The organism is Nocardioides ferulae (genome assembly GCF_003660455.1).
Taxonomy (GTDB): Bacteria; Actinomycetota; Actinomycetes; order Propionibacteriales; family Nocardioidaceae; genus Nocardioides; species Nocardioides ferulae.
On record NZ_QZVR01000014.1, the window covers coordinates 42890 to 64260 of the forward strand.

The 21371-nt window shown below is 71.5% G+C and carries 25 protein-coding genes and 1 tRNA gene; 13 read left to right on the forward strand and 13 right to left on the reverse strand.

Translation table 11 applies throughout. The features are described from left to right. Positions 1-25 precede the first annotated feature (25 nt). The 7 genes from D6B71_RS15175 to D6B71_RS15205 all read left to right on the forward strand — a co-directional run bounded on the left by D6B71_RS15175 (position 26) and on the right by D6B71_RS15205 (position 5795). Complete coding sequence (locus D6B71_RS15175; protein WP_276311008.1) at positions 26-337, forward strand: antibiotic biosynthesis monooxygenase family protein; 312 nt, start codon at positions 26-28, stop codon at positions 335-337. Between the two features lie 62 nt (positions 338-399). Further along, complete coding sequence (locus D6B71_RS15180; RefSeq protein WP_121256518.1) at positions 400-1797, forward strand: glycine--tRNA ligase; 1398 nt, start codon at positions 400-402, stop codon at positions 1795-1797. Positions 1798-1831: 34 nt separating this feature from the next. Next, the gene (locus tag D6B71_RS15185) at positions 1832-2587 is read left to right on the forward strand and encodes a hypothetical protein (RefSeq protein ID WP_121256520.1); all 756 of its coding nucleotides are present in this window, start codon (positions 1832-1834) and stop codon (positions 2585-2587) included. Positions 2588-2633: 46 nt separating this feature from the next. Continuing rightward, on the forward strand, positions 2634-3773 hold the full coding sequence (gene dusB / locus D6B71_RS15190; protein WP_420846333.1) for a tRNA dihydrouridine synthase DusB: 1140 nt from the start codon (positions 2634-2636) through the stop codon (positions 3771-3773). Between the two features lie 157 nt (positions 3774-3930). Continuing rightward, positions 3931-4800: a VldE C-terminal domain-containing protein gene (locus tag D6B71_RS23940; RefSeq protein ID WP_121256524.1), complete on the forward strand. Its 870-nt coding sequence runs from the start codon at positions 3931-3933 to the stop codon at positions 4798-4800. Between the two features lie 174 nt (positions 4801-4974). Next, on the forward strand, positions 4975-5265 hold the full coding sequence (locus tag D6B71_RS15200) for a DUF4333 domain-containing protein (RefSeq protein ID WP_164519691.1): 291 nt from the start codon (positions 4975-4977) through the stop codon (positions 5263-5265). Continuing rightward, positions 5262-5795, forward strand: coding sequence for a hypothetical protein (locus tag D6B71_RS15205; protein WP_121256528.1), 534 nt, complete (start codon positions 5262-5264; stop codon positions 5793-5795). Before D6B71_RS15200 ends, D6B71_RS15205 begins: the two co-directional genes overlap by 4 nt. On the opposite strand, the gene D6B71_RS15210 is transcribed toward D6B71_RS15205, so the two are convergent. Genes D6B71_RS15210 through D6B71_RS15220 form a run of 3 tightly spaced genes read right to left on the reverse strand, consistent with a single transcriptional unit; the run spans position 5786 to position 8015 of the window. Then, positions 5786-6328, reverse strand: coding sequence for a hypothetical protein (locus D6B71_RS15210; RefSeq protein ID WP_121256530.1), 543 nt, complete (start codon positions 6326-6328; stop codon positions 5786-5788). The two genes, D6B71_RS15205 and D6B71_RS15210, sit on opposite strands and share 10 nt — an antisense overlap. Next, on the reverse strand, positions 6325-7665 hold the full coding sequence (locus D6B71_RS15215) for a putative T7SS-secreted protein (protein ID WP_121256532.1): 1341 nt from the start codon (positions 7663-7665) through the stop codon (positions 6325-6327). The genes D6B71_RS15210 and D6B71_RS15215 overlap by 4 nt, the downstream gene beginning before the upstream one ends. Beyond that, positions 7662-8015 (reverse strand): type VII secretion target, encoded by a 354-nt coding sequence (locus D6B71_RS15220; RefSeq protein ID WP_121256534.1) that lies wholly within the window; start codon positions 8013-8015, stop codon positions 7662-7664. Before D6B71_RS15220 ends, D6B71_RS15215 begins: the two co-directional genes overlap by 4 nt. Before the next feature lie 115 nt (positions 8016-8130). Between D6B71_RS15220 and D6B71_RS15225 the strand changes: the two genes are divergently transcribed. The 5 genes from D6B71_RS15225 (at position 8131) to D6B71_RS15245 (ending at position 13014) form a co-directional block, all read left to right on the forward strand. Next, the gene (locus D6B71_RS15225; protein ID WP_121256536.1) at positions 8131-9429 is read left to right on the forward strand and encodes a deoxyguanosinetriphosphate triphosphohydrolase; all 1299 of its coding nucleotides are present in this window, start codon (positions 8131-8133) and stop codon (positions 9427-9429) included. Further along, a complete protein-coding gene (locus D6B71_RS15230; protein ID WP_121256538.1) occupies positions 9426-10340 on the forward strand; it encodes a 2-hydroxyacid dehydrogenase in 915 nt (304 codons plus the stop codon). Before D6B71_RS15225 ends, D6B71_RS15230 begins: the two co-directional genes overlap by 4 nt. 38 nt (positions 10341-10378) lie before the next feature. Next, entirely contained in the window at positions 10379-12316 is a 1938-nt protein-coding gene (gene dnaG / locus D6B71_RS15235) for a DNA primase (protein WP_121256540.1), read from the forward strand. 40 nt (positions 12317-12356) lie between these two features. Beyond that, entirely contained in the window at positions 12357-12860 is a 504-nt protein-coding gene (locus D6B71_RS15240; RefSeq protein ID WP_206051792.1) for a hypothetical protein, read from the forward strand. A 78-nt stretch (positions 12861-12938) separates the two neighbouring features. Next, positions 12939-13014 (forward strand) — tRNA-Asn (locus D6B71_RS15245). 185 nt (positions 13015-13199) lie between these two features. Here D6B71_RS15245 and D6B71_RS15250 read toward each other — a convergent pair. The 4 genes from D6B71_RS15250 to D6B71_RS15265 all read right to left on the reverse strand — a co-directional run bounded on the left by D6B71_RS15250 (position 13200) and on the right by D6B71_RS15265 (position 16879). Beyond that, positions 13200-14363: a site-specific integrase gene (locus tag D6B71_RS15250; RefSeq protein WP_121256542.1), complete on the reverse strand. Its 1164-nt coding sequence runs from the start codon at positions 14361-14363 to the stop codon at positions 13200-13202. Between the two features lie 108 nt (positions 14364-14471). Then, positions 14472-14966 (reverse strand): helix-turn-helix transcriptional regulator, encoded by a 495-nt coding sequence (locus tag D6B71_RS23875; RefSeq protein ID WP_338036801.1) that lies wholly within the window; start codon positions 14964-14966, stop codon positions 14472-14474. A 7-nt stretch (positions 14967-14973) separates the two neighbouring features. Then, the gene (locus D6B71_RS15260; RefSeq protein WP_126688290.1) at positions 14974-16422 is read right to left on the reverse strand and encodes a hypothetical protein; all 1449 of its coding nucleotides are present in this window, start codon (positions 16420-16422) and stop codon (positions 14974-14976) included. Between the two features lie 91 nt (positions 16423-16513). After that, the gene (locus D6B71_RS15265) at positions 16514-16879 is read right to left on the reverse strand and encodes a hypothetical protein (protein WP_121256548.1); all 366 of its coding nucleotides are present in this window, start codon (positions 16877-16879) and stop codon (positions 16514-16516) included. 218 nt (positions 16880-17097) lie between these two features. On the opposite strand from D6B71_RS15265, the gene D6B71_RS15270 reads away from it, so the two are divergent. Further along, positions 17098-17964 (forward strand): hypothetical protein, encoded by an 867-nt coding sequence (locus D6B71_RS15270; RefSeq protein ID WP_121256550.1) that lies wholly within the window; start codon positions 17098-17100, stop codon positions 17962-17964. A 35-nt stretch (positions 17965-17999) separates the two neighbouring features. Here the strand turns inward: D6B71_RS15270 and D6B71_RS22860 are convergent, their stop codons facing one another. The 6 genes from D6B71_RS22860 to D6B71_RS22865 form a co-directional block, all read right to left on the reverse strand. Beyond that, the gene (locus D6B71_RS22860) at positions 18000-18161 is read right to left on the reverse strand and encodes a hypothetical protein (RefSeq protein WP_164519692.1); all 162 of its coding nucleotides are present in this window, start codon (positions 18159-18161) and stop codon (positions 18000-18002) included. A 9-nt stretch (positions 18162-18170) separates the two neighbouring features. Further along, on the reverse strand, positions 18171-18401 hold the full coding sequence (locus D6B71_RS15275; RefSeq protein ID WP_121256552.1) for a hypothetical protein: 231 nt from the start codon (positions 18399-18401) through the stop codon (positions 18171-18173). A gap of 580 nt (positions 18402-18981) precedes the next feature. After that, complete coding sequence (locus D6B71_RS15280; protein ID WP_121256554.1) at positions 18982-19506, reverse strand: thermonuclease family protein; 525 nt, start codon at positions 19504-19506, stop codon at positions 18982-18984. Further along, the gene (locus D6B71_RS15285; protein WP_121256556.1) at positions 19503-20441 is read right to left on the reverse strand and encodes a helix-turn-helix domain-containing protein; all 939 of its coding nucleotides are present in this window, start codon (positions 20439-20441) and stop codon (positions 19503-19505) included. Before D6B71_RS15285 ends, D6B71_RS15280 begins: the two co-directional genes overlap by 4 nt. A 14-nt stretch (positions 20442-20455) precedes the next feature. Further along, a complete protein-coding gene (locus tag D6B71_RS15290) occupies positions 20456-21169 on the reverse strand; it encodes a hypothetical protein (RefSeq protein WP_121256558.1) in 714 nt (237 codons plus the stop codon). Next, complete coding sequence (locus D6B71_RS22865) at positions 21166-21333, reverse strand: hypothetical protein (RefSeq protein WP_164519693.1); 168 nt, start codon at positions 21331-21333, stop codon at positions 21166-21168. Before D6B71_RS22865 ends, D6B71_RS15290 begins: the two co-directional genes overlap by 4 nt. Between the last annotated feature and the right edge of the window lie 38 nt (positions 21334-21371).

The following is a 21371-nucleotide window of genomic DNA, read 5'->3' on the forward strand; positions in this document are numbered from 1 at the left end:
GCACTAGGCTGCCGGGGTGCTGGTGGTGTCGAGGTTCCGCGTGTCCGATGACGAGGCCGAGGTCTTCCGTGCCGACCTCGAGGCCGCTCGCGCCACGCTGGCCGCCCGGCCCGGGTTCGTGTCGGCCCAGATCGGCCGGAACCTCGACGAGCCCGAGCTGTGGGTGCTCACCACCACCTGGGAGAACGTCGGCGCCTATCGCCGCGCGCTGTCGTCCTACGACGTCAAGCTCGGCGCGGTGCCGCTGCTCAGTCGAGCCCTCGACGAGCCCAGCGCCTACGAGCCGGTCGAGCCCGGCACCTCGTTGAACGTCGATCGCGCGCGCTCGTTAGGCTGAAGGCTTCCCCGTCCGCCCGGGGCCGGCAGCCGGCCGGCCGTGACCGCAGGAGCATCCCCGAAGTGGCCAAGCCGCCCGCATCCACCGTCGACCTCGTCGTCTCCCTCGCCAAGCGTCGGGGCTTCGTCTACCCGTGCGGCGAGATCTACGGCGGCACCCGCTCGGCGTGGGACTACGGCCCGCTCGGCGTCGAGCTCAAGGACAACATCAAGCGCCAGTGGTGGAAGGCGATGGTGCAGGGCCGCGACGACGTCGTCGGCCTGGACTCCAGCGTGATCCTGCCCCGCCAGACCTGGGACGCCAGCGGTCACGTCGAGACGTTCTCCGACCCGTTGACCGAGTGCCAGTCCTGCCACAAGCGGTTCCGCGCCGACCACATCCAGGAGGAGTACGCCGAGCGCAAGGGGCTCGACGACCCCGACGCCGTCGCCTTCGCCGACATCCCCTGCCCCAACTGCGGCACCCGCGGCGCCTGGACCGAGCCGCGGCAGTTCTCCGGCCTCCTGAAGACCTTCCTCGGTCCGGTCGAGGACGAGACCGGCCTGCACTACCTGCGTCCCGAGACCGCTCAGGGCATCTTCCTCAACTTCGCCAACGTGGTGACCAGCAGCCGGTCGAAGCCGCCGTTCGGCATCGCCCAGATCGGCAAGAGCTTCCGCAACGAGATCACGCCGGGCAACTTCATCTTCCGCACCCGCGAGTTCGAGCAGATGGAGATGGAGTTCTTCGTCAAGCCCGGCGAGGACGAGGAGTGGCACCAGTACTGGATCGACGAGCGCACCCGGTGGTACGTCGACCTCGGCATCTCGCCCGACAACCTGCGCCACTACGAGCACCCGAGCGAGAAGCTCTCGCACTACTCCAAGCGCACCGTCGACATCGAGTACCGCTTCCGGTTCGCCGGCTCGGAGTGGGGTGAGCTCGAGGGCATCGCCAACCGCACCGACTTCGACCTCTCCACCCACGCCCAGCACTCCGGCCAGGACCTGAGCTACTACGACCAGGCCACGAACGAGCGCTACGTGCCCTACGTCATCGAGCCGGCGGCCGGGCTCTCGCGCAGCCTGATGACCTTCCTGGTCGAGGCCTACTCCGAGGACGAGGCCCCCAACACCAAGGGCGGCGTCGACAAGCGCACCGTGCTCCGGCTCGACCCCCGGCTCGCGCCGGTGAAGATGGCGGTGCTGCCGCTGAGCCGCAACGCCGACCTCTCGCCGAAGGCCCGCGACCTGGCCGCCGAGCTGCGCCGCAACTGGAGCGTCGACTTCGACGACTCCGGCGCCATCGGCCGGCGCTACCGCCGCCAGGACGAGATCGGCACCCCCTACTGCGTGACCGTCGACTTCGACACCCTCGAGGACCACGCGGTGACCGTGCGCGAGCGCGACAGCATGCAGCAGGAGCGGGTCGGCCTGGACCGGATCACCGCCTACTTCGCCGAGCGGCTCGTCGGTTGCTGAGTCACCGGGGTGTGACCCGGGGCACAATCTCCGCATGAGCGTCCGCACAAGCCGACCCGGCCTCCGGCACCGACTGGCCGTCGCGCTGCTCGCGGCGCTCACGCTGAGCGCGTGCTCGGGCGACGACGACGCCGGCGCCGAGGACACTCCGGCGCCGGTGGCCACACCTGACGGCTCGACGACCAGCACCCCGACCGGCACTCCCACCGCCGAGCCCAGCCCGCCGGCGTACCTCCCGGTGCCCGACGGGGTGGAGCTGACCGAGCCCGGCAGCGAACTCCCGCTCGACGAGTCGGCCGTTGTGGCCTGGCGGCCCCGGCAGAACCTGACGGGCGTCATCGAGGTGAAGGTCGAAGAGCTGCTGCGCACCACGCTGGAGGAGTCGTTCGAGGGGTGGCAGCTCGACGAGCAGGTCACCGAGCCGCGGCCCTACTTCGTCACCGCCAGGATCCGCAACGTCGGCGACTCCGACCTGGGCGGCCAGCGAGTGCCGCTCTACGTCATCGACGACCGGAATCGGCTGATCGAGTCATCCCGATTCGCCGACCGCTTCGCGGCCTGCCCGAGCACTCCGTTCCCGAAGAAGTTCGAGTCCGGCGACCGGATCGACGTCTGCCTGGTCTACCTGGTGCCTGACTCCGGGCGGCTCGAGGGCGTGAGCTTCCGCCCGCACGAGGAGTTCAACCCGATCACCTGGACCGGTCGGATCCAGCCGCTGGCGAAGCGGGGCACGCCGGCGGACGGTGAGAGGTCGAAGGGGCCGAACGGCGGTCGGGGCGGCGCCCGCTGACGCCGACGGTTTGGGGCCCTCACGGGCGTCCGGGAGAATGGCCCCCATGCCCGCTCTGCCCGACTCGCTGACGCTGGGGTCGCTGCGCGTCGAGACCCCGGTGGTGCTGGCGCCGATGGCCGGGGTCACCAACGCCGCCTTCCGGCGGCTGTGCGCGGAACAGGGCGCGGGCCTCTACGTCTGCGAGATGATCACCTCCCGCGGGCTGGTCGAGGGCGACCAGCACACTCGCGACATGCTCGTCTTCGACGAGGCCGAGACCCGGCGCTCGGTGCAGCTCTACGGCACCGACCCGGCCTATGTCGGCAAGGCCGCCGAGATCCTCTGCGCCGAGTACGGCGTCGCCCACATCGACTTGAACTTCGGCTGCCCCGTGCCGAAGGTCACCCGCAAGGGGGGCGGCGGAGCACTCCCGTGGAAGCGCGGCCTGCTGGCCGCGATCCTCGAGCACGCCGTCGCGGCGGCCACACCGTACGACGTCCCGGTGACCATGAAGACCCGCAAGGGCATCGACGAGGCGCACCTGACCTTCCTCGACGCCGGGCGGATCGCCCAGGAGTCCGGCTGCGCGGCGATCGCGCTGCACGGTCGCACCGTGGCGCAGGCCTACTCCGGCACCGCCGACTGGGAGGCGATCGGCGAGCTGGTCGCCCATGTCGACATCCCGGTGCTCGGCAACGGCGACATCTGGGAGGCCGCCGACGCGGTGCGCATGGTCGAGCAGACCGGTGCCGCGGGGGTCGTCGTCGGGCGCGGCTGCCTGGGCCGGCCCTGGCTGTTCCGCGACCTCGCGGCGGCGTTCGCGGGGGAGCGGGTCTCCACCCTGCCCACCCTCGGCGAGGTCGCGGCGATGATGCACCGCCACGCCGAGCTGCTCGCCCAGCACATGGGGGAGGAGCGCGGTTGCAAGGAGTTCCGCAAGCACGTCTCGTGGTACCTCAAGGGGTTCCGGGCCGGTGGCGACCTGCGCCGCTCGCTCGCGTTGGTGCAGACGCTGTCCGAGCTCGACGGGCTGCTGGCCCAGCTCGACCCCGCCGAGCCGTTCCCGGTGCACGAGCTCGGTGCTCCGCGGGGTCGTCAGGGGTCGCCGCGTGAGCGGGTGGCGCTGCCCGAGGGCTGGCTGGACGACGCGGACGGTGCCGGATGTGCCGTGCCGGAGGACGCCGCTGCCGGTTCGGGCGGCTGACGGCCCGCCCCGGCGTGAGCAGCGACACGGATGTTTTAACGCTCAAGGATTGGGCTCGCCTGCCGACCTGTGGTTTGGTGAGTCCCGCGCCGGACCACCGTGACCATCTCGTGACCTCGGCGCCGCCCCCGTTCGCAACAGCAAAGGACCCAACGCTGTGGCAGAGCATCGCCACAAGCGGGAGACCAATGCCCGCCGCAAGCCCCGTGCCGTGCTGGTCGCCGGCCCCGTCGCGCTCCTGGCCACCGCCTCCGTCGTGAGTCTCGGCGTGCTCGGTGCCGACCCGGTGCCGGGCGACCTGCTCGCGCAGGACGTCGCCGCCAGCGCGGGCGGACAGATCGACCCGCCCGCCGTCCCGGAGCGACAGGTCGTGCTCTCGCGTGCCGGCTCGCGCATCGAGCGGGTCGAGAAGCCGACCCAGGTCGAGTTGCTCACCGCGCCTGCGGCCACCCGGGCCGCCATCGGCAAGGCCGAGACCCGGCTGTGGACCACCGCCGCGCTCAACCTGTGGACCACCCCCGCCGAGAGCGCCACCAAGGTCGGCGTCCTCGACGAGGGCGAGAAGGTCCTGGTCACCGGCCGCAGCCTGTTGGGCCGCGAGGAGATCGTGCTGGACGGCGTGGCCCGCTGGGTCACCGCCGGCTACCTCAGCGACGAGGAGCCGGTCGCCGGCCTCGGCGCCGACTGCACCAACGGCACCTCGGTCCCGAGCGGCGTCAGCCCCAACATCGTCAAGGTCCACCAGGCCGTCTGCGCCGCGTTCCCCACCATCACCACCTACGGCACGTTCCGCAGCGACGGTGAGCACGGGCAGGGCATCGCGGTCGACATCATGGTCAGCGGCGCCCTCGGCTGGGAGGTCGCGGAGTTCATCCGCGCCCACTACGCCGAGCTCGGGGTCAGCTACCTCATCTACTCCCAGAAGATCTGGTCGGTGGAGCGCTCCGGCGAGGGGTGGCGGGGCATGTCGGACCGGGGGTCCGCGACCGCCAACCACTACGACCACGTCCACGTCACGACGTACTGAGAGGCCGACGGGCCTCGGGTTTGGGCGGGCCGGCGGCCGGTCATGATGTGCGTGTCCTGCGCATCGAAGGAGACGCACATGCCTACCCTGCGCCCGTCTCGGGGGCCCCGACCGGTCGCCGGCCGTCTTCGGCCGACCCTGGTGCTTGTCCTGGCTCTGCTCGTGGCTCCGGCCATGGCCGGTTGCACGACCGAGGTCTCGGCCGGGCCCAACCGCTTCATCAGCGAGGAGCGGCTCGAGGAGGCGCTGATTGAGCAGATCACCGCCGAGGCCGGTCAGGCCCCCGACGACATCGACTGCCCCGAGGGGCTCGAGGACGAGGTGGGTGACAAGGTGACCTGCCTGCTGACCGCCGGAGTCGACGAGCTCGACGTGTGGGTCGAGGTCACCTCGGTCGACGGCGAGATCATCAACTTCGAGTCCGAGATCGGCCAGGTCAAGGCCCCGGAGGGTGGTGCCTCGTGACGACGGCGCTCGCCCAGGAGTTCGCAGCGGCGGTGGCTCGGGCTGCGGAGGGCACGCCGTACGTCGTGCGGCCGGACGACGAGGGCTTCTCGGTCGCCCTGGACGTCGTGGACGCACGATGGATCGGCCTGCTGAACGCGGCGGGCCTGCAGAAGGCCTACGTCCATCATGTGCGGGTGCGCGATGACCGCAGCTACACGATCACCGACGACGCCCGCACCGTGGAGTGGGTGGCCGGCACCCCGCGGATCGCCGCGTCGGCCGAGCGCCAGGTCGGGCGGGTCATCGAGTTCGGACACCAGACGGTGTGGGCCTTCGACGAGCACGGACGCTTCGGCGTCCAGGCGGACTTCCAGTTCGACTCCGAGGAAGGTCGTGACCTCATCAACGGCGTCGCCGGCCAGCTCGGCCTCCAGCTCCGACGCGGCGGCATCGAGAAGGGTGCCATCGCGATCGCGGCGCTGACGCTGGGCGGCCTGCTCGTGGGCGGCGTCGTGGCCGTCGTGCTCCTGCTGCTCGGCTACCGCTGATCGCCTGACCCGGCGTCGTCCCAGGTGACGTCGTCGTCGGGAACCACTCGGATGCTGGCGACGAATCGCTGGAACTCGGGCCCCATCGCCGGCAGCTGCTGGTAGGTGCAGCTGAGCGTGTAGATGACCACGACCCGCTTCGTCGGGTCGTCGACGTCGATCAGGCCGGCGACCACCTGCGCCTGCCGGACGTCGAAGCGTCGGCCGTCGACCACGACCGTGGCGCCGATCGACTGCGCGACGCTGGGGGTGTGCTCGCCGCCGGTCACCCGTCGCTTGATCAGCTCCACGTCGGTGGCCCCCTCGGCGCGGAGCTTGGCGAGAGACTCGTCGGCGATCGCCTCGATCGGTGTGCCGTCGTTGCGCCAGTCGCCCGAGACGGCGATGGTCGGCACGTAGTCGCCGTCCAGGCCCCCGCGGACGGCGAGCAGTGCGGCGTTGCTGACGCCCCAGGCGGCCGGGTCGACCGCTCGCCACTCGGGGCCCGGGAGCTGGAGCCGCAGCGGGACGGGCAGTGCGGCGTCGGTCGTCATCCGAGGACTCCTCCGATTGCGTCGATCAGGTCTCCGCCGGTCTCCCAGATCTCGGGGAAGTCGAGGGTGATGCTGCCCTCGATCTTGCCGCCCAGGCCCAAGGCGACACCGCCGGAGCCGCCCAGAGTGAGCTTGCCGTCGTCGAACCCGACGTCGGCGTGGCCGCTGACCCCCACGCCGTACCACCCCTCCGCCTCCACCTCGCTGCCGACCCCGGCCACCTCCGCGGCGAGTCCCCCCTCGATCTTGCCGCCGGCGAAGGCCTCACCGCCCGTATGCACCCCGGTCGAGTCGATGGTGGCGTGTCCGCCGGCGGTCGCCTCGACGGACGCCGCGCCGGACAGCGTCACCTCGCCGGGCCCGTACTCGCCCTTGACCTCTCCCTCGGCGCCGACCAGGGTCGCGGTGCCGTCGAGGTTGAGGAAGAGGCCCTCGCTGTTGATGGTCGCCTCCGCCGAGCCGTCCGCACCGAGGACGGTGACCGTGCCTTCGCCGGTGACGTGCACGTCGCCGTAGTAGTCCTCGAACTCTCCCTCCGCCTGGTAGACCCAGGCCTCACCCTCGAGCGAGCCGAGGCTGAGCTCGAACGGGCTCTCGTGCGGGTCGTCGTACTTGCCGTCCTCGCCCTTGCGGGGGTCCTTGCCGAAGGTGTCCTCCCACCAGGGCCAGTTGAAGCTGGGGCCCTCCGCCGAGCCGTCGGCGCCGAGCAGGTCGTCGGAGCCCTCGGTGCGCCCGCCCTCCAGGATGCCGAGCTCCTTGAGGGCGGCGGCGCCCGCCTCGTCGAGCGCCGTGCGGGCGTCGTCGAGGATCTGCTGTGCCTCCTCGCGCAGCGCCTCACCCGGGTCGACGAAGGTGCCGGGGTGAGCGGGGCCGATCGTGGGCACGACGGTGGTGCCGCCGCCGATGCTGGGCACCGTGAGCGGGGGCCGGCACTGGCTCGCGTTGTAGGCCTCGACGGCGGCGTTGTAGGCCGCGACCGCGTCGGCGGTGGCCTGCTCGCCCTCCTCCCACTTGGCGATGGCGTCGGCGGCCCGGGCCTGCGCCGTGGTCAGTGCCCCGGCATAGGTCGAGATGGAGGTGCCGGCGGCCTCGAGGAGCTCGACGTAGGCACGCCACTTGGCCTGCTCGTCGGCGAACGACGCGGCGTACGCCGGCTGGCCGAGGCCGCCCTCCCAGCCCGGCGTCGTGATCGCGTCGACGTCGTCGGCGAGGCCCGACACCCGTCGTGCCTCGTCGGACAGGAGGGTGGCTGCCGCCTCGACCTTGGTGGGCTCTCCGACGATGAGCTTCTTCGGGTCGGTGGTGGAGCCGAGCGCGGCCCCGGCGGGGAGGCTCATCTCTCGGCTCCCGGCGTGGGCGACCCGGACGAGTTCCCCATGCTGGGGAACAGGGGCTCACCGGTGAACGGGCTGAGGAAGTCCAGGCCGACCGCCTCGTCGGTGGACTCGTAGTCCGCGGCGGCGGTCTCCAGGCCGTCCGCCAGCGAGGTCTGCCCGTCGGTGAGCGCCTGGTGCGCCTTCTCGCACTGGTCGGCGACGGCCGTGAGCCAGGCGGCCAGCTCGACGTGGCCGAGGACGGTGGGGTCGTTGCCCGACAGGTCGACGGCCTGTGACCCCAGGCCGTCGATGACCCCCTGGTGAAGCGCAGCCGCTGCGCGCAGCTCGCCGACGAGAACGTCATAGCTCATGTGCGGCCCCCCTGGTCCCGAGTGTGGTCGCGGGTGTCCTTCCCCACATCGCCGAGGACCAAACGCCCCTGGAGCGACGTCCGGAGGGGGTGCCGCCCAGTAGTCTCGCGCCGAGATGGAGTCACTGGAGCTGTACGACGAGGCCGCCCGCGAGCGACTGGTGCCCGAGCCGCCCAAGCGCGTGGCTGCTCCCGAGCGCACGCCCTTCGAGCGTGACCGGGCCCGCGTCGTCCACGCCGCGGCCTCGCGGCGTTTGGCTGCCAAGACCCAGGTCGTCGGCCCCCAGACCGACGACTTCGTGCGCAACCGGCTCACCCACAGCCTCGAGGTGGCCCAGGTGGCCCGCGATCTCTCCCGGGCGTTGGGCAGCCAGCCCGACATCGCCGAGACCGCGGCGCTCGCCCACGACCTCGGCCACCCGCCGTTCGGCCACAACGGCGAGCGGGTGCTGGCCCAGTTAAGTGAGCCCTGCGGCGGCTTCGAGGGCAACGCGCAGACCCTGCGGCTGTTGACCAGGCTGGAGGCGAAGACGTTCGACGCCGACGGTGTCTCGGTGGGCCTGAACCTCACACGCGCCACTCTCGACGCCTGCACGAAGTACCCCTGGCCGCGGTCGGCCGCCGAGACCCCCCGTGGCGTGCACGCCGACGGGTCGCCGCGCACCGTGCTCAAGTTCGGCGTCTACGACGACGACCGTCCCGTCTTCGACTGGCTGCGCGCCCCCGCCCCCGCCGACGGGTCGGGCAGCCGTCGCTGCCTCGAGGCGCAGGTGATGGACCTCGCCGACGACGTCGCCTACTCCGTGCACGACGTCGAGGACGGCATCGTCGCCGGCCGCGTCGACCTGACCACCGTCGACTGGCCGGCGGTCTGGGAGACCGTCCGTGCGTGGTACGTCCCCGGAGCCGACGACGCACTCCTCGACACGGTCCTCGCCGGCCTGCAGCAGCAGGACAGCTGGCCGCGCTCGGCGTACGACGGCAGCCGACGCAGCCTGGCGGCCCTGAAGAACCTCACCAGCGACCTGATCGGCCGCTTCTGCGGCGACGTGCAGCACGCCACCTTCGCGGCCGCCGAGGGCCCGTTCGTGCGCTACCGGGCCGACCTGGTCGTTCCCGAGGCCACCCGGCTGGAGATCGCCGTGCTCAAGGGGGTGGCGGCCCGCTACGTCATGCAGGCCGAGGACAGAGTCGCGCTCATGGGGCGCCAGCGTGAGCTGCTCGCCGAGCTGGTGACCGAACTGGCACGCCGCGCTCCCGACGGGCTCCAGCGTCCGTTCGCCGACGACTGGCGCGAGGCCGCCGACGACGCCGGCCGGCTCCGGGTGGTCGTCGACCAGGTCGCCTCGCTCACCGACGCGAGTGCGGTCGCCTGGCATCGGCGGCTCTGCGGCTCACTAGGGTCGGTGCCATGAGCGCCCCACTGGTCTGGTTGCCGTTCGAGCCTGCCGAGCTCGGTGATCCGCCCACCGGCTTGCGCTACGAGGTGGTCGACCCCGCCCGCGCGGTGCCGGCGAGCGTCGGGGAGGTGGCGTTCTACGTCACCCCCTACCGGATGAGCCCCGACGTGGGCGAGGTGCTGCCGCGGATGACCGGGCTGCAGGTGGTGCAGACGCTCTCCGCCGGGGTCGACAACGTGCGGGCGATGGTGCCGGAGGAGGTCAGCCTCTGCAACGGTCGCGGCATCCACGACACCTCGACCGCCGAGCTGACCCTGACGCTGGTGCTGGCCGCCCTCCGTGGCATCCCCGAGTTCGTGCGCGGCCAGGACCGGCGCGAGTGGTCGCCCCAGTGGCGCCCGGCGCTGGCCGACCGCCGGGTGCTGCTGGTCGGCCATGGAGCGATCGGCGCCGCGATCGAGGCTCGGCTGCTGCCCTTCGAGGTCGAGGTGGTGCGGGTGGCCCGGAGCGCCCGCGAGGGGGTGCACGCCTGGTCGGAGCTGCCGGACCTGCTGCCACTGGCCGACGTGGTGATCCTCATCGTGCCGCTCACCGACGAGACGCGGGGCCTGGTCGACGCGGCGTTCCTGGCCCGGATGAAGGACGACGCCCTGCTGGTCAACGTGGCCCGCGGCGCCGTCGTCGACACCGCCGCCCTGGTGGCCACGTTGCGGTCCGGCCGGCTGCGTGCCGCGATCGACGTGGCCGACACCGAGCCGCTGCCGGCGGAGAGCCCGCTGTGGTCGGCGCCGAACCTGTTGATCTCGCCGCACGTGGGTGGTGCGAGCAGCGCGATGTGGCCGCGGGCCTACCGGCTCGTGCGCGACCAGCTGCACCGCTTCGCGGCGGGGGAGCCGCTCGCGAACGTGATGCGCGGGGCCTACTGACCGACCCGGTGGGAGCGGCGGACCGTAGGATCGCCACCGTGGCCGGCCGGATCCGTGAGGAGAGCATCACCGAGGTGCGCGAGAAGGCGCGCATCGACGACGTCGTCTCCTCCTACGTGACGCTGCGCAACGCCGGCGGCGGCTCGCAGAAGGGCCTGTGCCCCTTCCACGACGAGAAGTCCCCGTCCTTCCACGTCACGCCCAGCCGCGGCTTCTACCACTGCTTCGGCTGTGGCGAGGGCGGCGACGTGATCAGCTTCGTGATGAAGATCGACGGGCTCACGTTCGGCGAGGCCGTCGAGCGGCTGGCCGACAAGTACGGCGTGCAGCTGCGCCGCGAGGAGGGTCTGCCCGGCCAGGGGCGGGAGGAGCGCCCGAAGGGACCGCCGCGGACCCGGCTGATCGAGGCGCACCGGGTGGCGCAGGAGTTCTACGCCGACCAGCTCACCTCGCCCGACGCGATGGTCGCCCGCCAGTTCCTGCACGAGCGCGGCTTCGACCAGGACGCCGCCGCCACGTTCGGCATCGGCTTCGCTCCCCGCGACGGCGAGGCGCTGCTGGGCCACCTGCGGCAGAAGGGCTTCACCCAGGAGGAGATGGTCGTCGGGGGACTCGTGGCGCTCGGCCGCTCGCCCTACGACCGGTTCCGGGGGCGGCTGCTGTGGCCGATCCGCGATGCGAGCGGCGACACGATCGGTTTCGGCGCGCGGCGCATCTTCGACGACGACCGGATCGACGCGAAGTACCTCAACACCGCCGAGACGCCGATCTACAAGAAGAGCCAGGTGCTCTACGGCCTCGACCTGGCGCGGCGCGACATCGCCCGCAGCTCGCAGGCGGTGGTGGTCGAGGGCTACACCGACGTGATGGCCTGCCACCTGGCGGGCGTGCCCACCGCGGTGGCCACCTGTGGCACCGCCTTCGGCGACGACCACGCCCGGGTGCTGCGCCGTTTCCTCAACGACCACGAGGAGTTCCGCGGCGAGGTCATCTTCACCTTCGACGGCGACGCCGCCGGGCAGAAGGCGGCGTTGCGTGCCTTCGACGGCGACCAGAACTTCGTCTCCCAGACCTACGTTGCCGTCGAGCCCGACGGCCTCGACCCGTGCGACCTGCGGCTGAAGAAGGGCGACGGCGCGGTCCGGGAGCTGGTCGCCCGCCGGGTGCCGCTCTACCGGTTCGTGCTCTCGAACGTCGTCAAGAAGTACGATCTCGACCGCGCTGATGGGCGGGTCGATGCTGTGCGTGAAGGGGCTCGTCTCGTCGCTTCGATTCGAGACACGTCCAAGGTCAACAACTTCGCCCGCGAGCTCGCCGGAATGGTCGGGTACGACAACGACGAGGCTTCAGTTCTCGCTGAGGTACGCCGGGCCGCCGCGCGGGGTGGCCGCGACGCGCGGGGCCCCGAACGCCACGCACGGCCGGGGCAGCAGGCTGCCGGACGGGACGCGGCGCCCGTGCCGGCGGCCCCGGAGGCGCCGCGTCGGCCGCTGCCCGACCTGCGGGACCCCCGGTTCAAGATCGAGCGCGAGACGCTGAAGCTGGTGCTGCAGCACCCGATGGCGATCGGCCGCACCACCGCCGAGGTCGGCTCCGACGACTTCACCCACCCCACCTACCGCGCGGTCTGGGAGCTGGTCGCCGCGGCCGGCGGGCCCAGCGTGGGCTCCGGCGACGCCGGCTGGGCGCCGCGCATCCGCGACGCCGCGGGCGACCCGCGGCTGGCCTCGCTGGTGACCGAGCTCGCCGTCGAGCCGCTGCCGACCGCCAAGGAGCCCGACGCGGCGTACGTCGCCGTGCACGTCTTCCGGCTGCTCGAGCTCACCGCCCTGCGCCGGATCGCCGAGGTGAAGTCGCGCCTGCAGCGCACCAACCCCGTCGACGACGCCGCCGACTACAACCGGATGTTCGGCGAGCTCGCCGCCCTGGAGCAGCACCGGCGGATGCTGCGCGAGCGCACCGTGGGAGACCAGTGAGCGCACGGTCCGGCGACAGGACGCGAGGAGGAGGAGCGGGATGAGGGTGCTGCCGAAGCGAGAGCGACCGCCCATCGAGGTGCGGCGTGGGGAGCGGGTGCTCGCGTGGGCCCGGGCCACCGACGGCGCGGTGGCCGGCACCCGCGAGGCGCTCTACCTGGCCAGCGACGGCGGCGACGCCGACCGGATCCCCTGGGAGCAGGTGCAGGCCGCCGACTGGGACCGTGACTCGGCCGAGCTGAGGGTCAGCGAGGTCGGCACCTGGGGCGCTCCCCGGCCCGAGCACCTGCTGAGCATCGAGGAGCCGGGCCGGCTCCTGGAGCTGTTGCGCGAGCGGGTCACCACCACCGTGCTGCTGCAGCGGCACGTGCCGATCCACGGTCGCCGGGGCGTGCGGGTGGTCGCGCGCCGCGCGCCGACCGGGGCGCGCGAGGTGACCTGGGTCTACGAGTTCGACGAGGGCGTCGACCCCGACGACCCCGAGGTGCGGGACGCCGCCGAGGCGGCGCTGGCCCAGGCCGTGCGCGACGTGGGCATCGACTGACCCCGGTCTCCCGGGTCGAGCCGTCCCCGATTTTTCTCGGCCTCGCCGCCTTGCTAACCTGTGCGCGCTGCACCGCGATCCCCTGTAGCTCAACTGGCAGAGCATTCGGCTGTTAACCGGAGGGTTGTTGGTTCGAGTCCAACCGGGGGAGCCAGAAGAGGGCCTCTGACCTGGATAAACGTCCAGGCAGGGGCCCTCTGAGATTTGAATCTGATGACGAAACTGTCCAGAAACAGGCCAGTAACGCTCGCGGCCAAGACCTCGAGAACGCTCTGCGCGGGGCAGAGTGCACGCCGGGTATCGAGCGCTCCCGTGCGGGGGGACTTCGTGGGGCGACGGTCAGGTAGAGGGCCGGAACTTCTCGAGATGGACGGTCAGATCGGGCGCGACCGTGGCCTTGTGAACGTAGAAGTCGCGGGTGATGTCGCTGTCTTCGTGACCGAGCTGGGCCTGGGCAGCGTCGATTCCCACTTCACGGTCAATGAGGGTGGCCACCGACCTGCGGAAGGTGTGGAAGGTGACCCAGTCGTAGGCGGTGTCGTCGACCACCTGGTTCCACATCCGTTCCCAGTTTGAGATCTGCCGCCAGGTTCCGCGGCGGGTCGGGAACACAGCGCCGTGCGGGTTGGCGTGGTTCTCAACCTGGCGCCGTAGCAGGATCCCGACGGCGAACGGTGGTAGGAACAGGGTGCGGTAGCCGGCGCTGGACTTGGTCCACGGTTGCCGGAAGGTGCCCACACCGGTCTCGGTGATGATGGTTCCGGACACGGTAAGTGTGGGATGTGTGGCTGCCAGATCGATCTCGGAGTAGATAAGCGCGCCGATCTCGCCGATGCGACAGCCGGTACCCAGGATGAGGTCGACAGCGTCCATGAGATCGGTGGTCGGCCGTGGGCCCGGTCGCTTGCTGCTGGTCGACTCTGCGACGAGGCTGCGGATGTCCTGGATCTGGTCCATGTCGAGGTACTCGATCTCGCGTCGCGGTTTCGATATACGCGCAACGTCCCGCACCGGGTTCGAGGCCATGACGTCGTGACGGACGGCCACGGCGAACATTCCGTGGAGGACCTTGCGGAGCATGGTGGGGCTGAAGCCAAGGGCGGCTCGATCTTTGACGACGCGGTCAAGGGTGCTCGTCCGGCAATCGCGCAGCCGTCGCTCTCCGATCACGGGCACGATCTGGTTGTTCACCGTGCTGCGGTATGCCTTGAGGGAGTTCGTAGCCACTTGCTGCGCCTCTTTCTCTCGCAGCCAGAAGACTGCGAGTTCAGCCACCGTGGTCAGCGGAGTGAGTTCGTTCTCGCTGGCCTCGGCGCCGTTGAGCTCTTGGAGCTTCCGGATCAGAGCGGTGCGAGCAGCCTGGGCGCTGTCAGCGCGGGCGCGGACGCGTGCCACTCGGCCACTGAAGTACACATAGTTAGCGGAGGCCTCATGGGTGCCGGCGGCGGTCTTGGAGACGCCGATCGTGCCCCAGGTGCCTGGCGGCATCGGCGGGCGCGGCATCAGCCGGCCTCACTCGATGCGGGCTGGTCGATCCCGAACGGGTACTTGCCGATCATGCGGGCCTTCCGGATGGCGCGTTGCGCGGTCGTTCGCTAGAGGGTATGCGTGCTAGGCAGTTCGGGGATCTGTGTGTTGGTCCAGGTAGGTGTCCACCTCGGTGCGTCGGTAGCGAAGAGCTCCGCCGACTTTGATGGCCCGAGGGCCCTGCTTGCGGGTGCGCCACTGGTAGAGCGTGCCTCTGGGAATCCCGAGCCACTCTGAGACCTCTTCGATGGTCAGGAGCGGGTCGTAGCCCGCCGTCACCGGCGACAACGCCGGGGTTTCTACCTGTCGGTCGGCGCTTGTATCGCGGGCTTTGCGAGCGCGTTCTGCCGCTTCACGTGCTTGTTTCTGTGCTGCTGTCGGTCGTGCCATCGTGCATCCACTCCGTTGTCTCGCCGGTGACTGCTTACGGTCACCTAGGGGAAGGAAGGCGGCCGCAGCGATCAACGCAGAAGGAACGGGTCCGAAGTGACCCTGGGCAGCGGTTGTGCGATGCCGCTGGACGGATCGCCCGGCGCCTCCGCGTGGAGTGGTAGCCGTGGCAAGGGTGGTCTTGGACATAGGTTCCTCATCGTGATTGGGCACCGCCGAACCGTTGTGGGGGTGTAAAGGCCGGCTCGAGCAGCGAGCGTCGACGCGTGGGCAGCGGGTTCAGGGCCGGGGAAGTTGCCGCGACATCGAGCGATCGATCGGGGCCGTTGGCGATGGTCAGGTCAGCAGTTGCTGCAGCCGTTGCACTGGCGGATACCGTCGTTGCACTCGCTGTACGCAGGGACTCCCGCACTGGTCGCGGTATCGGTACGTTGCGGCGGGCAAGGATGTCGGCCGGACTGACCCAGACGACGTCGCCTTCCGGCGGATTAACGACCAAGCCGGCTTCGATGTCGTTGTGGGCGCGGATCGAGAGTGCCCGTGCAGGCCCGGTGAGACCTGCCGTGTTGCCTTTCTCGGCGACGACGTGCGCGAGCTCGGCGCCGGCCCTGATCGCACGGAGGGTCGCAAGGGCGGCTTGGGGGAGTCCTGGCCGGGTGGCGATGACTTCCGGCGCCGGGAGCGTGGTGGTGTTGTGGGTGATCTGGCGGTACGCGGCGCGGACCTCCGCGGCCGCGCGCGCCAACGGCTCCTCGAGGCGAGCGCCCGGGGGAGCAAGGTCGCCCCAGCGGCCGGCTAGGTTGCTCCAGGAGCGGCCTGCTTCGACGATCGCGGGGACCAGGCGGTCCGAGGTCTCGAGGATGCCGGCGGTGGCGGCCGCGTCGACGAGCACCATGCTGGCGCCGGCGACGAGTCCTTGGGTGCGGGTGATGAGCAGGAGGTTGGCCGGCGCGAGGTCGCGGGCCAGCGCGCGGTGGGACTGGATGTCCCAGTTGGCCAGGGCCTGTGCCAGGCGGCCGGGGTCGTCGACGGGCCGGATCGCCTCGCCGGCGAGTGTCTGGGCGAACCGGTCGGTCAGGTAGCTGCGCGCAGTGTTCTCGCACGCAGACATCCGGTCTACCCAGACCCCGGTGGGTGCGATCGCGTAGGGGGAGTGGTGCTGGGCCAGCTGGACCCGGCGGCCCGAGCCGCGGGCGTCGTTGACGCGGTCGCGGCCGTTTTCGTGCAGGGCGACGATGACGGCGTGGGCGGTCAGGTAGAGACCGTGCATGACTCTGGTCCGGGCTGCCTCGAGGTCGCGGTGGGCCTCGGTCTGCTCGTGCGGGACCTCGGCGCTGTAGCGGCGCACCAGAGCCGCGGCGTTGAGGAGATTCTGGGTCATCTGGTCGACGCGGGGGTTGGTCGGGCCCGGACCTGGCCAGGCCTTCCGGCCGGACAGGCTGGACGCGATGGTCGAGGCTTGCGCCGACAGGCTGGTGATGGGCCGATCGCACTCGTCGACGCCAGGTCGGCGACCCGGTAGCGAGGCCCACAGGTCCTCCGCGGCCGCGACTATCGTCGGCCAGCTCCGCAGGAGCGTGCCGGCGTCATCGCCGTCGACGTCCATGAGCAGCTGGCGGGCCAGGTAGTCGACGTCGAAGAGCATCTCGCCGACGGTGCGTACGTCACGCGAGGTCATCGGGATCTGGTCGACGTCGAAGAGCTCCTCGTCGATGTCGGCGTACGCCAGGCGCAGGTCAGTAGCCAAGGCCGCGGGCTTCCCGGATGAGGTCGCACAGGTCGACGACCAGCTGCGAGCCGTGGACCATGTCCGGCTGGTGCAGCGGTAGCGGGCGGGTCAGCTCCTCGGCCTCGGTGAGCAGCTGCAGGGGCGTTCGTTCCTCGAGGTCGGGGAGCGGGTCGACGTCGGGTAGCTCGTAGTCGTCGGGCAGCAGGGCGCTGGCCTGGGAGTGCGCGAGGTAGACACCTAGCCCGAGGTCGTGGAGCGGGGAGTCGGGGGCGGCCTCGCCGGCGTCGCTCCACACCTGGGCAGCGGCCTGGTGCAGCAGCTGAGCGATCGAGCCGAGGCGGTCCCAGGTGGCGTCAGCGTTGAGGGTGTCCACGGGTGTTCCTTTCGGTCGGAGGTCGGTCTGGCCCATGAACCCACGTCCCGGCCGCGCGCCCGCAGCGCCGAGCAGCGGGCTGTGGATAACTCGGGGTGCTGTCGGCACCTGGGCACAAACTGGTCTCGTTCGCCTATGTCGTTCGGCGGTTGCCGGACGATCACCGCGAGCAAAGTCAAGAGATCCGCACTAGTGCTGCAAGATGGAGGAGGGTCGAGATGAGGTTCCCGATGACCGTGCTGAGACCCGTGACGCTGGCGTCGGCACTGCTGGTGAGCTTCGTCCTCACCGTGGTGGTGTGCGCCCTGCTCCCGCCGGCGCTGGGCCTGGTGGCGTTCATGGCTGCGTGCGGCGTGCTGGTCGCGCTGGCGCTGGGGCAGCTGCACGAGCCTGCGGTCGCGGCGTTGACCAGGTCGCGGCCGGCGACGGAGGCCGAGTTCCGGGTGATGGCGCCGGTGCTGGCCGAGCTCGGCGGCCGCGGCGTCGACGTGGCCTCGCTGTTGGTGCGCCGGGTACAGCGGCCGAGCACCCCGGTGGCGGTGGCGATCGGCCGGCGCACCGTGGTGGTCAGCCCTGGGCTGGTCGAGGCGACGTACCGCGGCGATGTGACCGACACGGAGGCGGCCGCCGCGCTGGCTCATGCGGTCGGCCGGCGCCAGGCGATCCGGCCGAGACTGGAGTTGGCCGTCCTCGCGGCGACGACGCCGTGGCGGGTGATGGTGGCGACGTTCCGCGGCGTCGGCCGGGCCTTCGCCTGGCTTCCGTTCATGCGGCTGGCCTGGACGCTGCGCGGCGCCGTGGGAGCTATCTGCGTGCTGCAGTCGGTCGTCGAGGACCGGGCCTGGGCCGGTCTGCTCGGGGGCGCCGTCATCGCGCTGACCTATCTGGTGCCGGCGGCCGGCCGGCGGATCGAGCTCCATACGGAGGCCGAGGCCGACCAGTTCGTGCTCTCGCTCGGCCTCGGTCCCGTGCTGGCAGGTCTGCTGCGGCGCTACGGGCACCCGATGACGCTCGAGCGGATGCAGCGCTTGGAGACGGCCGTCGAGCAGCCTCAGCGGCCGCGGCTGCACCTGGTGCACGGCTGAGGCTGTTCTCTGGCGGTGCGGCGGCCGGCGGCGGGTTACTCGTCGTCCTGGAAGCCGGACGTGGAGTGGTGCACGCAGCCGCGGCCGTCGCCCTCGTGCGGCTTGTGGTTCATGCAGGGCAGCGATCCCAGCTTGTGTGAGCAGTCGACCCAGCGGACGGTCGAGGGTCCGGTTGTCGGCGCGAGTGCGGTAGCCATCGGGGCCTCCTATCGGCGTGGGCCGCGGCGGCGGCCGAGCTGGGGCCGCTGGTAGGCGGCGGTGTCGGTGTGGTCGTGCTGGCGGCCGGACCGGTGGACCTGTGCGATCTCGGCGTCGGGGGAGAGGCTGGTGTCGGCGGCCGCGGCCTGGGCGGCTGCCTCCTCGCTGGCCCTGATCTCCTCGGCGCGTTGTCGCGCCTCTTCCTCGAGCGCGGCTTCCTCGCGAGCGGCGTCACTCACGTGAACTCCCATGGATCCCGTGGACCGGCACCGGCTGCGCCGGTCCTCCTGCTCACCTATGTGCGGACCGAGTGCCCGGGCGATCACCGCGGTCTGACTGGATTGAAAGCCGTGGGGCACTGGCTTAGGCCGGCTGGGCCAGCAGCGTCGCCGCCCAGCATCTGTGCCGTGTGTTCGAGGACGCCGTGGAAACCGGTCCCGCTCGGGTGATCGCAGCACGGGTGGGTGTCGAAGCCCTCGTCGACGACGATGCGGTGCAGTGGCCACCGCAGGCACGACAGCGCCGGTCGGCGTGGGTGGGGCACCCCTCGACCGCCACGGCGCAGGGCAGGCACGCCGCGGTCGGCCGGGGAGTCACCTGGTGGTCGCGGTCCCAGTCGTGCCGCTGGCGCAGCAGCGTGGCGGTCTGTTGCCACAGCGCCTGCTCGACGTGCGTCGGCGCCGGTCGTCCGAGCGCCTGGTCGACCGCGGCTTTGAGCAGCTGTTCACCGCGGCCGAGGACGCGCTCGTCGACGCCCCGGCGGTAGCACCAGCGGGCCAGCGTCTTCGCGGCCGTTGCTCGTCCATGCCTGGCCGTCCCTCAGCAGGTGCCCCACAGGCCGCTGTCGGCGTCCTGGGCATCGTCGGCGGCCGCGGAGTACGACTCTTCGCGGGCGAGGTCCTCGGCAGCCTCGTAGCGGCGTGCGGCGCCGCGCGCCAGGAGCTCTTGGGCTACGTCGACGCCGGCGTGGTCGACGTAGCGCAGCAGCCGGTCGTACCGGTCGCGGTCGGGCTGGCCGCTGTCGGTGACAAGCTGGACGGTGCTGCCGACCGGCGCGAGCTCCTCGAGCAGGTCGGTTGCCTGGTCGGCGTAGCACTCCGCCGGCGCCGGCGGGTGGGCGACTTCGGGGGCGTCGATGCCGAGCAGGCGGACTCGGCCGAGCTCGCGGCCGCCGAGGTCCTCGATTCGCAGCGTGTCCCCGTCGACCACGGCGGTCACCCGGACCTGGGTGGCCTTGCCCTCGGACGGGTCGGGGCCCGTGGAAGCGCCGGGGAGGGCGGCCTGGATGCCACCGGCGGTGAGCACGGCGATCGCCGCGGCCGCGAGGCCGATGACGGCCTTCACCGGGCGACCCTCGGCTGCGGACGCTCGCCGGCGACCGGAACCGCGCGCTCCTGCGCCCGAGCGCCGGGGGAGCGGTAGCCGGGCTCGGGGACCTGCTCGACGACATCTGCCCCGCTCGTGCCGGCGCCGGCCGGCTCCTCGGGGAGCTCGGCCGCAATCTTATCGGCCAAGTCGCGCAGCGGTGGGGTCTTCTCGATGCGCCGGGTCGCGTGGAGCACGGTCGTGTGGTCGCGGTCGAAGAGACGCGCGATCGTCGGCAGACTGTGCCCGTGGATGCGGGCCGCCGTCATCGCCACCGCACGGGCGTCCGCTGCCGCCCGGCTGCGGTCGGTACCCAGGAGGACCTCGGGCGTGGTGCCGAAGGCCTCCGCGGCCGCCACGACGGCATGCTCGACCGGGCCATCAGGCTCGAAGGTCGACGCCGGCGGATCCTGGTGGAGGCTGACCACCGTGGCCTCGGGGTGGGGGAGCCGGGCGGTGTAGCGGTCGTTGACGTGCTCACTGACCCGGGCCGCGGCGTCGGCCAGCGGGGGTCGCTCGGCGGTGCGGCGCACGGCGTGGATCACCGAACCGTGGTCCTTGTTGAAGTGCTCGGCGATCGCCGGCAGGGACAGGCCGACCTCGCGGGCGGCGGTCATGGCCACGGCGCGGGCATCGCTGACCGGACGGCTGCGCTCGGCGCTCAGAACCGCCTCCGGGGTGGTGCCAAACATCGGCGCAGCCGCGTTGATGGCCAGCTCGCACACCGCAGCCGGGCCGGTTGCCGGCGCCGCCGGCATGGTCTGGTCGACCTGGACGGCCAGGACGCCCACCAGCGACCGCAGCTGTTCGGCGTCCAGCGGCGCGATCAGGCCGGTGACCTGGTCGTGCTGCCCGCGGCCGGCGGCATCGAGGACGAGGCCAGCCAGCTGGCGGCCACCCTGATCGAGGTCCATGCACGTACTCCCGCCTACCGCGCCGGCGACCCGCTGGCCGGGGCCACCTGACGAGGCACCTGATCGCGGCCCTGCTCGGCCATCCGCTGGCGAGCGTTGTCGGTGATCTCGCTAGCGATGCCGACCGACTGCCGGGCGTTGGCCGCGGCGTGGTCGACGACGTTCTCAAGCAGGCGCACGTCCTCGTCGGCGCGGCCGAGCTCCTTGCCGGCCGTCGCGATGCTCCGCTCGAGGGTGACCGGCTCCAGTAGCGATGCCGGCGTTGCCTGGCGCGCCGCGGCGCGGGCGCTCTCGACGTGCCGAACCGCTGCGCGCGCAACTGGCTTGGCGAGGATGACCATCTCGCTGACCACCGCGATTCTCGGTCTAAGGTCAGCCAGATCGGCGACGACCGCGGAATCGAGCCCGTCGGCAGCGGAGAGCAGATCGCCCAGCGCAGCAAGAGCTTGGACGGCAAGGTCCAGATGGCCGTAGACACCGTGGATGAGGTGCTTGGCATCTTCACACCGCGTCTGCAGCCCGTCCAGGTGCTCGCCGGCTGCCTCGAGGTAGTGGTCGCCACGGTCACTGAGGCGGGCCCTGGCCGAGTCGAGCTCAGCGTCATCCAGAACCCGGAGCGCGGAGTTGATCGTGGTGTGCAGCTCGTCGACGACCCGGCGGGCGCGTCCCACGGCCTGCTCGGCCGTGAAGACTGCGTCTGCGGCTTGCAGAGCGATGTCGGTGGTCATGTCGGCTCACCGCCTCCCGTGTCTTGCGGGGGCCTGCTGCTCGACGGGGGCAGGACCTCGCGGAGGCGGTCGAGCGCGGCCCGGGCCTGCTCGAGGTGGTTGCGGGCCTCCTGAACCGGGTCACGGTCGGCCGCGGAGGAGGGAGAATCGGTGGGCGTGCTCATGGGCAGCTCCTTGGTTGACCGGGGTCATGTCTCGGTCA

Excerpts from the sequence above, each read along its gene's own strand:
- D6B71_RS15185 (WP_121256520.1), top strand. The coding sequence starts at position 1,832 with ATGAGCGTCCGCACAAGCCGACCCGGCCTCCGGCACCGACTGGCCGTC.
- dusB (WP_420846333.1), top strand. The coding sequence starts at position 2,634 with ATGCCCGCTCTGCCCGACTCGCTGACGCTGGGGTCGCTGCGCGTCGAG.
- D6B71_RS15200 (WP_164519691.1), top strand. The coding sequence starts at position 4,975 with ATGGCCGGTTGCACGACCGAGGTCTCGGCCGGGCCCAACCGCTTCATC.
- D6B71_RS15210 (WP_121256530.1), bottom strand. The coding sequence starts at position 6,328 with ATGACGACCGACGCCGCACTGCCCGTCCCGCTGCGGCTCCAGCTCCCG.
- D6B71_RS15215 (WP_121256532.1), bottom strand. The coding sequence starts at position 7,665 with ATGAGCCTCCCCGCCGGGGCCGCGCTCGGCTCCACCACCGACCCGAAG.
- D6B71_RS15220 (WP_121256534.1), bottom strand. The coding sequence starts at position 8,015 with ATGAGCTATGACGTTCTCGTCGGCGAGCTGCGCGCAGCGGCTGCGCTT.
- D6B71_RS15225 (WP_121256536.1), top strand. The coding sequence starts at position 8,131 with ATGGAGTCACTGGAGCTGTACGACGAGGCCGCCCGCGAGCGACTGGTG.
- D6B71_RS15230 (WP_121256538.1), top strand. The coding sequence starts at position 9,426 with ATGAGCGCCCCACTGGTCTGGTTGCCGTTCGAGCCTGCCGAGCTCGGT.
- D6B71_RS15240 (WP_206051792.1), top strand. The coding sequence starts at position 12,357 with ATGAGGGTGCTGCCGAAGCGAGAGCGACCGCCCATCGAGGTGCGGCGT.
- D6B71_RS15250 (WP_121256542.1), bottom strand. The coding sequence starts at position 14,363 with ATGCCGCGCCCGCCGATGCCGCCAGGCACCTGGGGCACGATCGGCGTC.
- D6B71_RS23875 (WP_338036801.1), bottom strand. The coding sequence starts at position 14,966 with ATGTCCAAGACCACCCTTGCCACGGCTACCACTCCACGCGGAGGCGCC.
- D6B71_RS15260 (WP_126688290.1), bottom strand. The coding sequence starts at position 16,422 with ATGCTCTTCGACGTCGACTACCTGGCCCGCCAGCTGCTCATGGACGTC.
- D6B71_RS15270 (WP_121256550.1), top strand. The coding sequence starts at position 17,098 with ATGAGGTTCCCGATGACCGTGCTGAGACCCGTGACGCTGGCGTCGGCA.
- D6B71_RS22860 (WP_164519692.1), bottom strand. The coding sequence starts at position 18,161 with ATGGCTACCGCACTCGCGCCGACAACCGGACCCTCGACCGTCCGCTGG.
- D6B71_RS15285 (WP_121256556.1), bottom strand. The coding sequence starts at position 20,441 with ATGGACCTCGATCAGGGTGGCCGCCAGCTGGCTGGCCTCGTCCTCGAT.
- D6B71_RS15290 (WP_121256558.1), bottom strand. The coding sequence starts at position 21,169 with ATGACCACCGACATCGCTCTGCAAGCCGCAGACGCAGTCTTCACGGCC.
- D6B71_RS22865 (WP_164519693.1), bottom strand. The coding sequence starts at position 21,333 with ATGAGCACGCCCACCGATTCTCCCTCCTCCGCGGCCGACCGTGACCCG.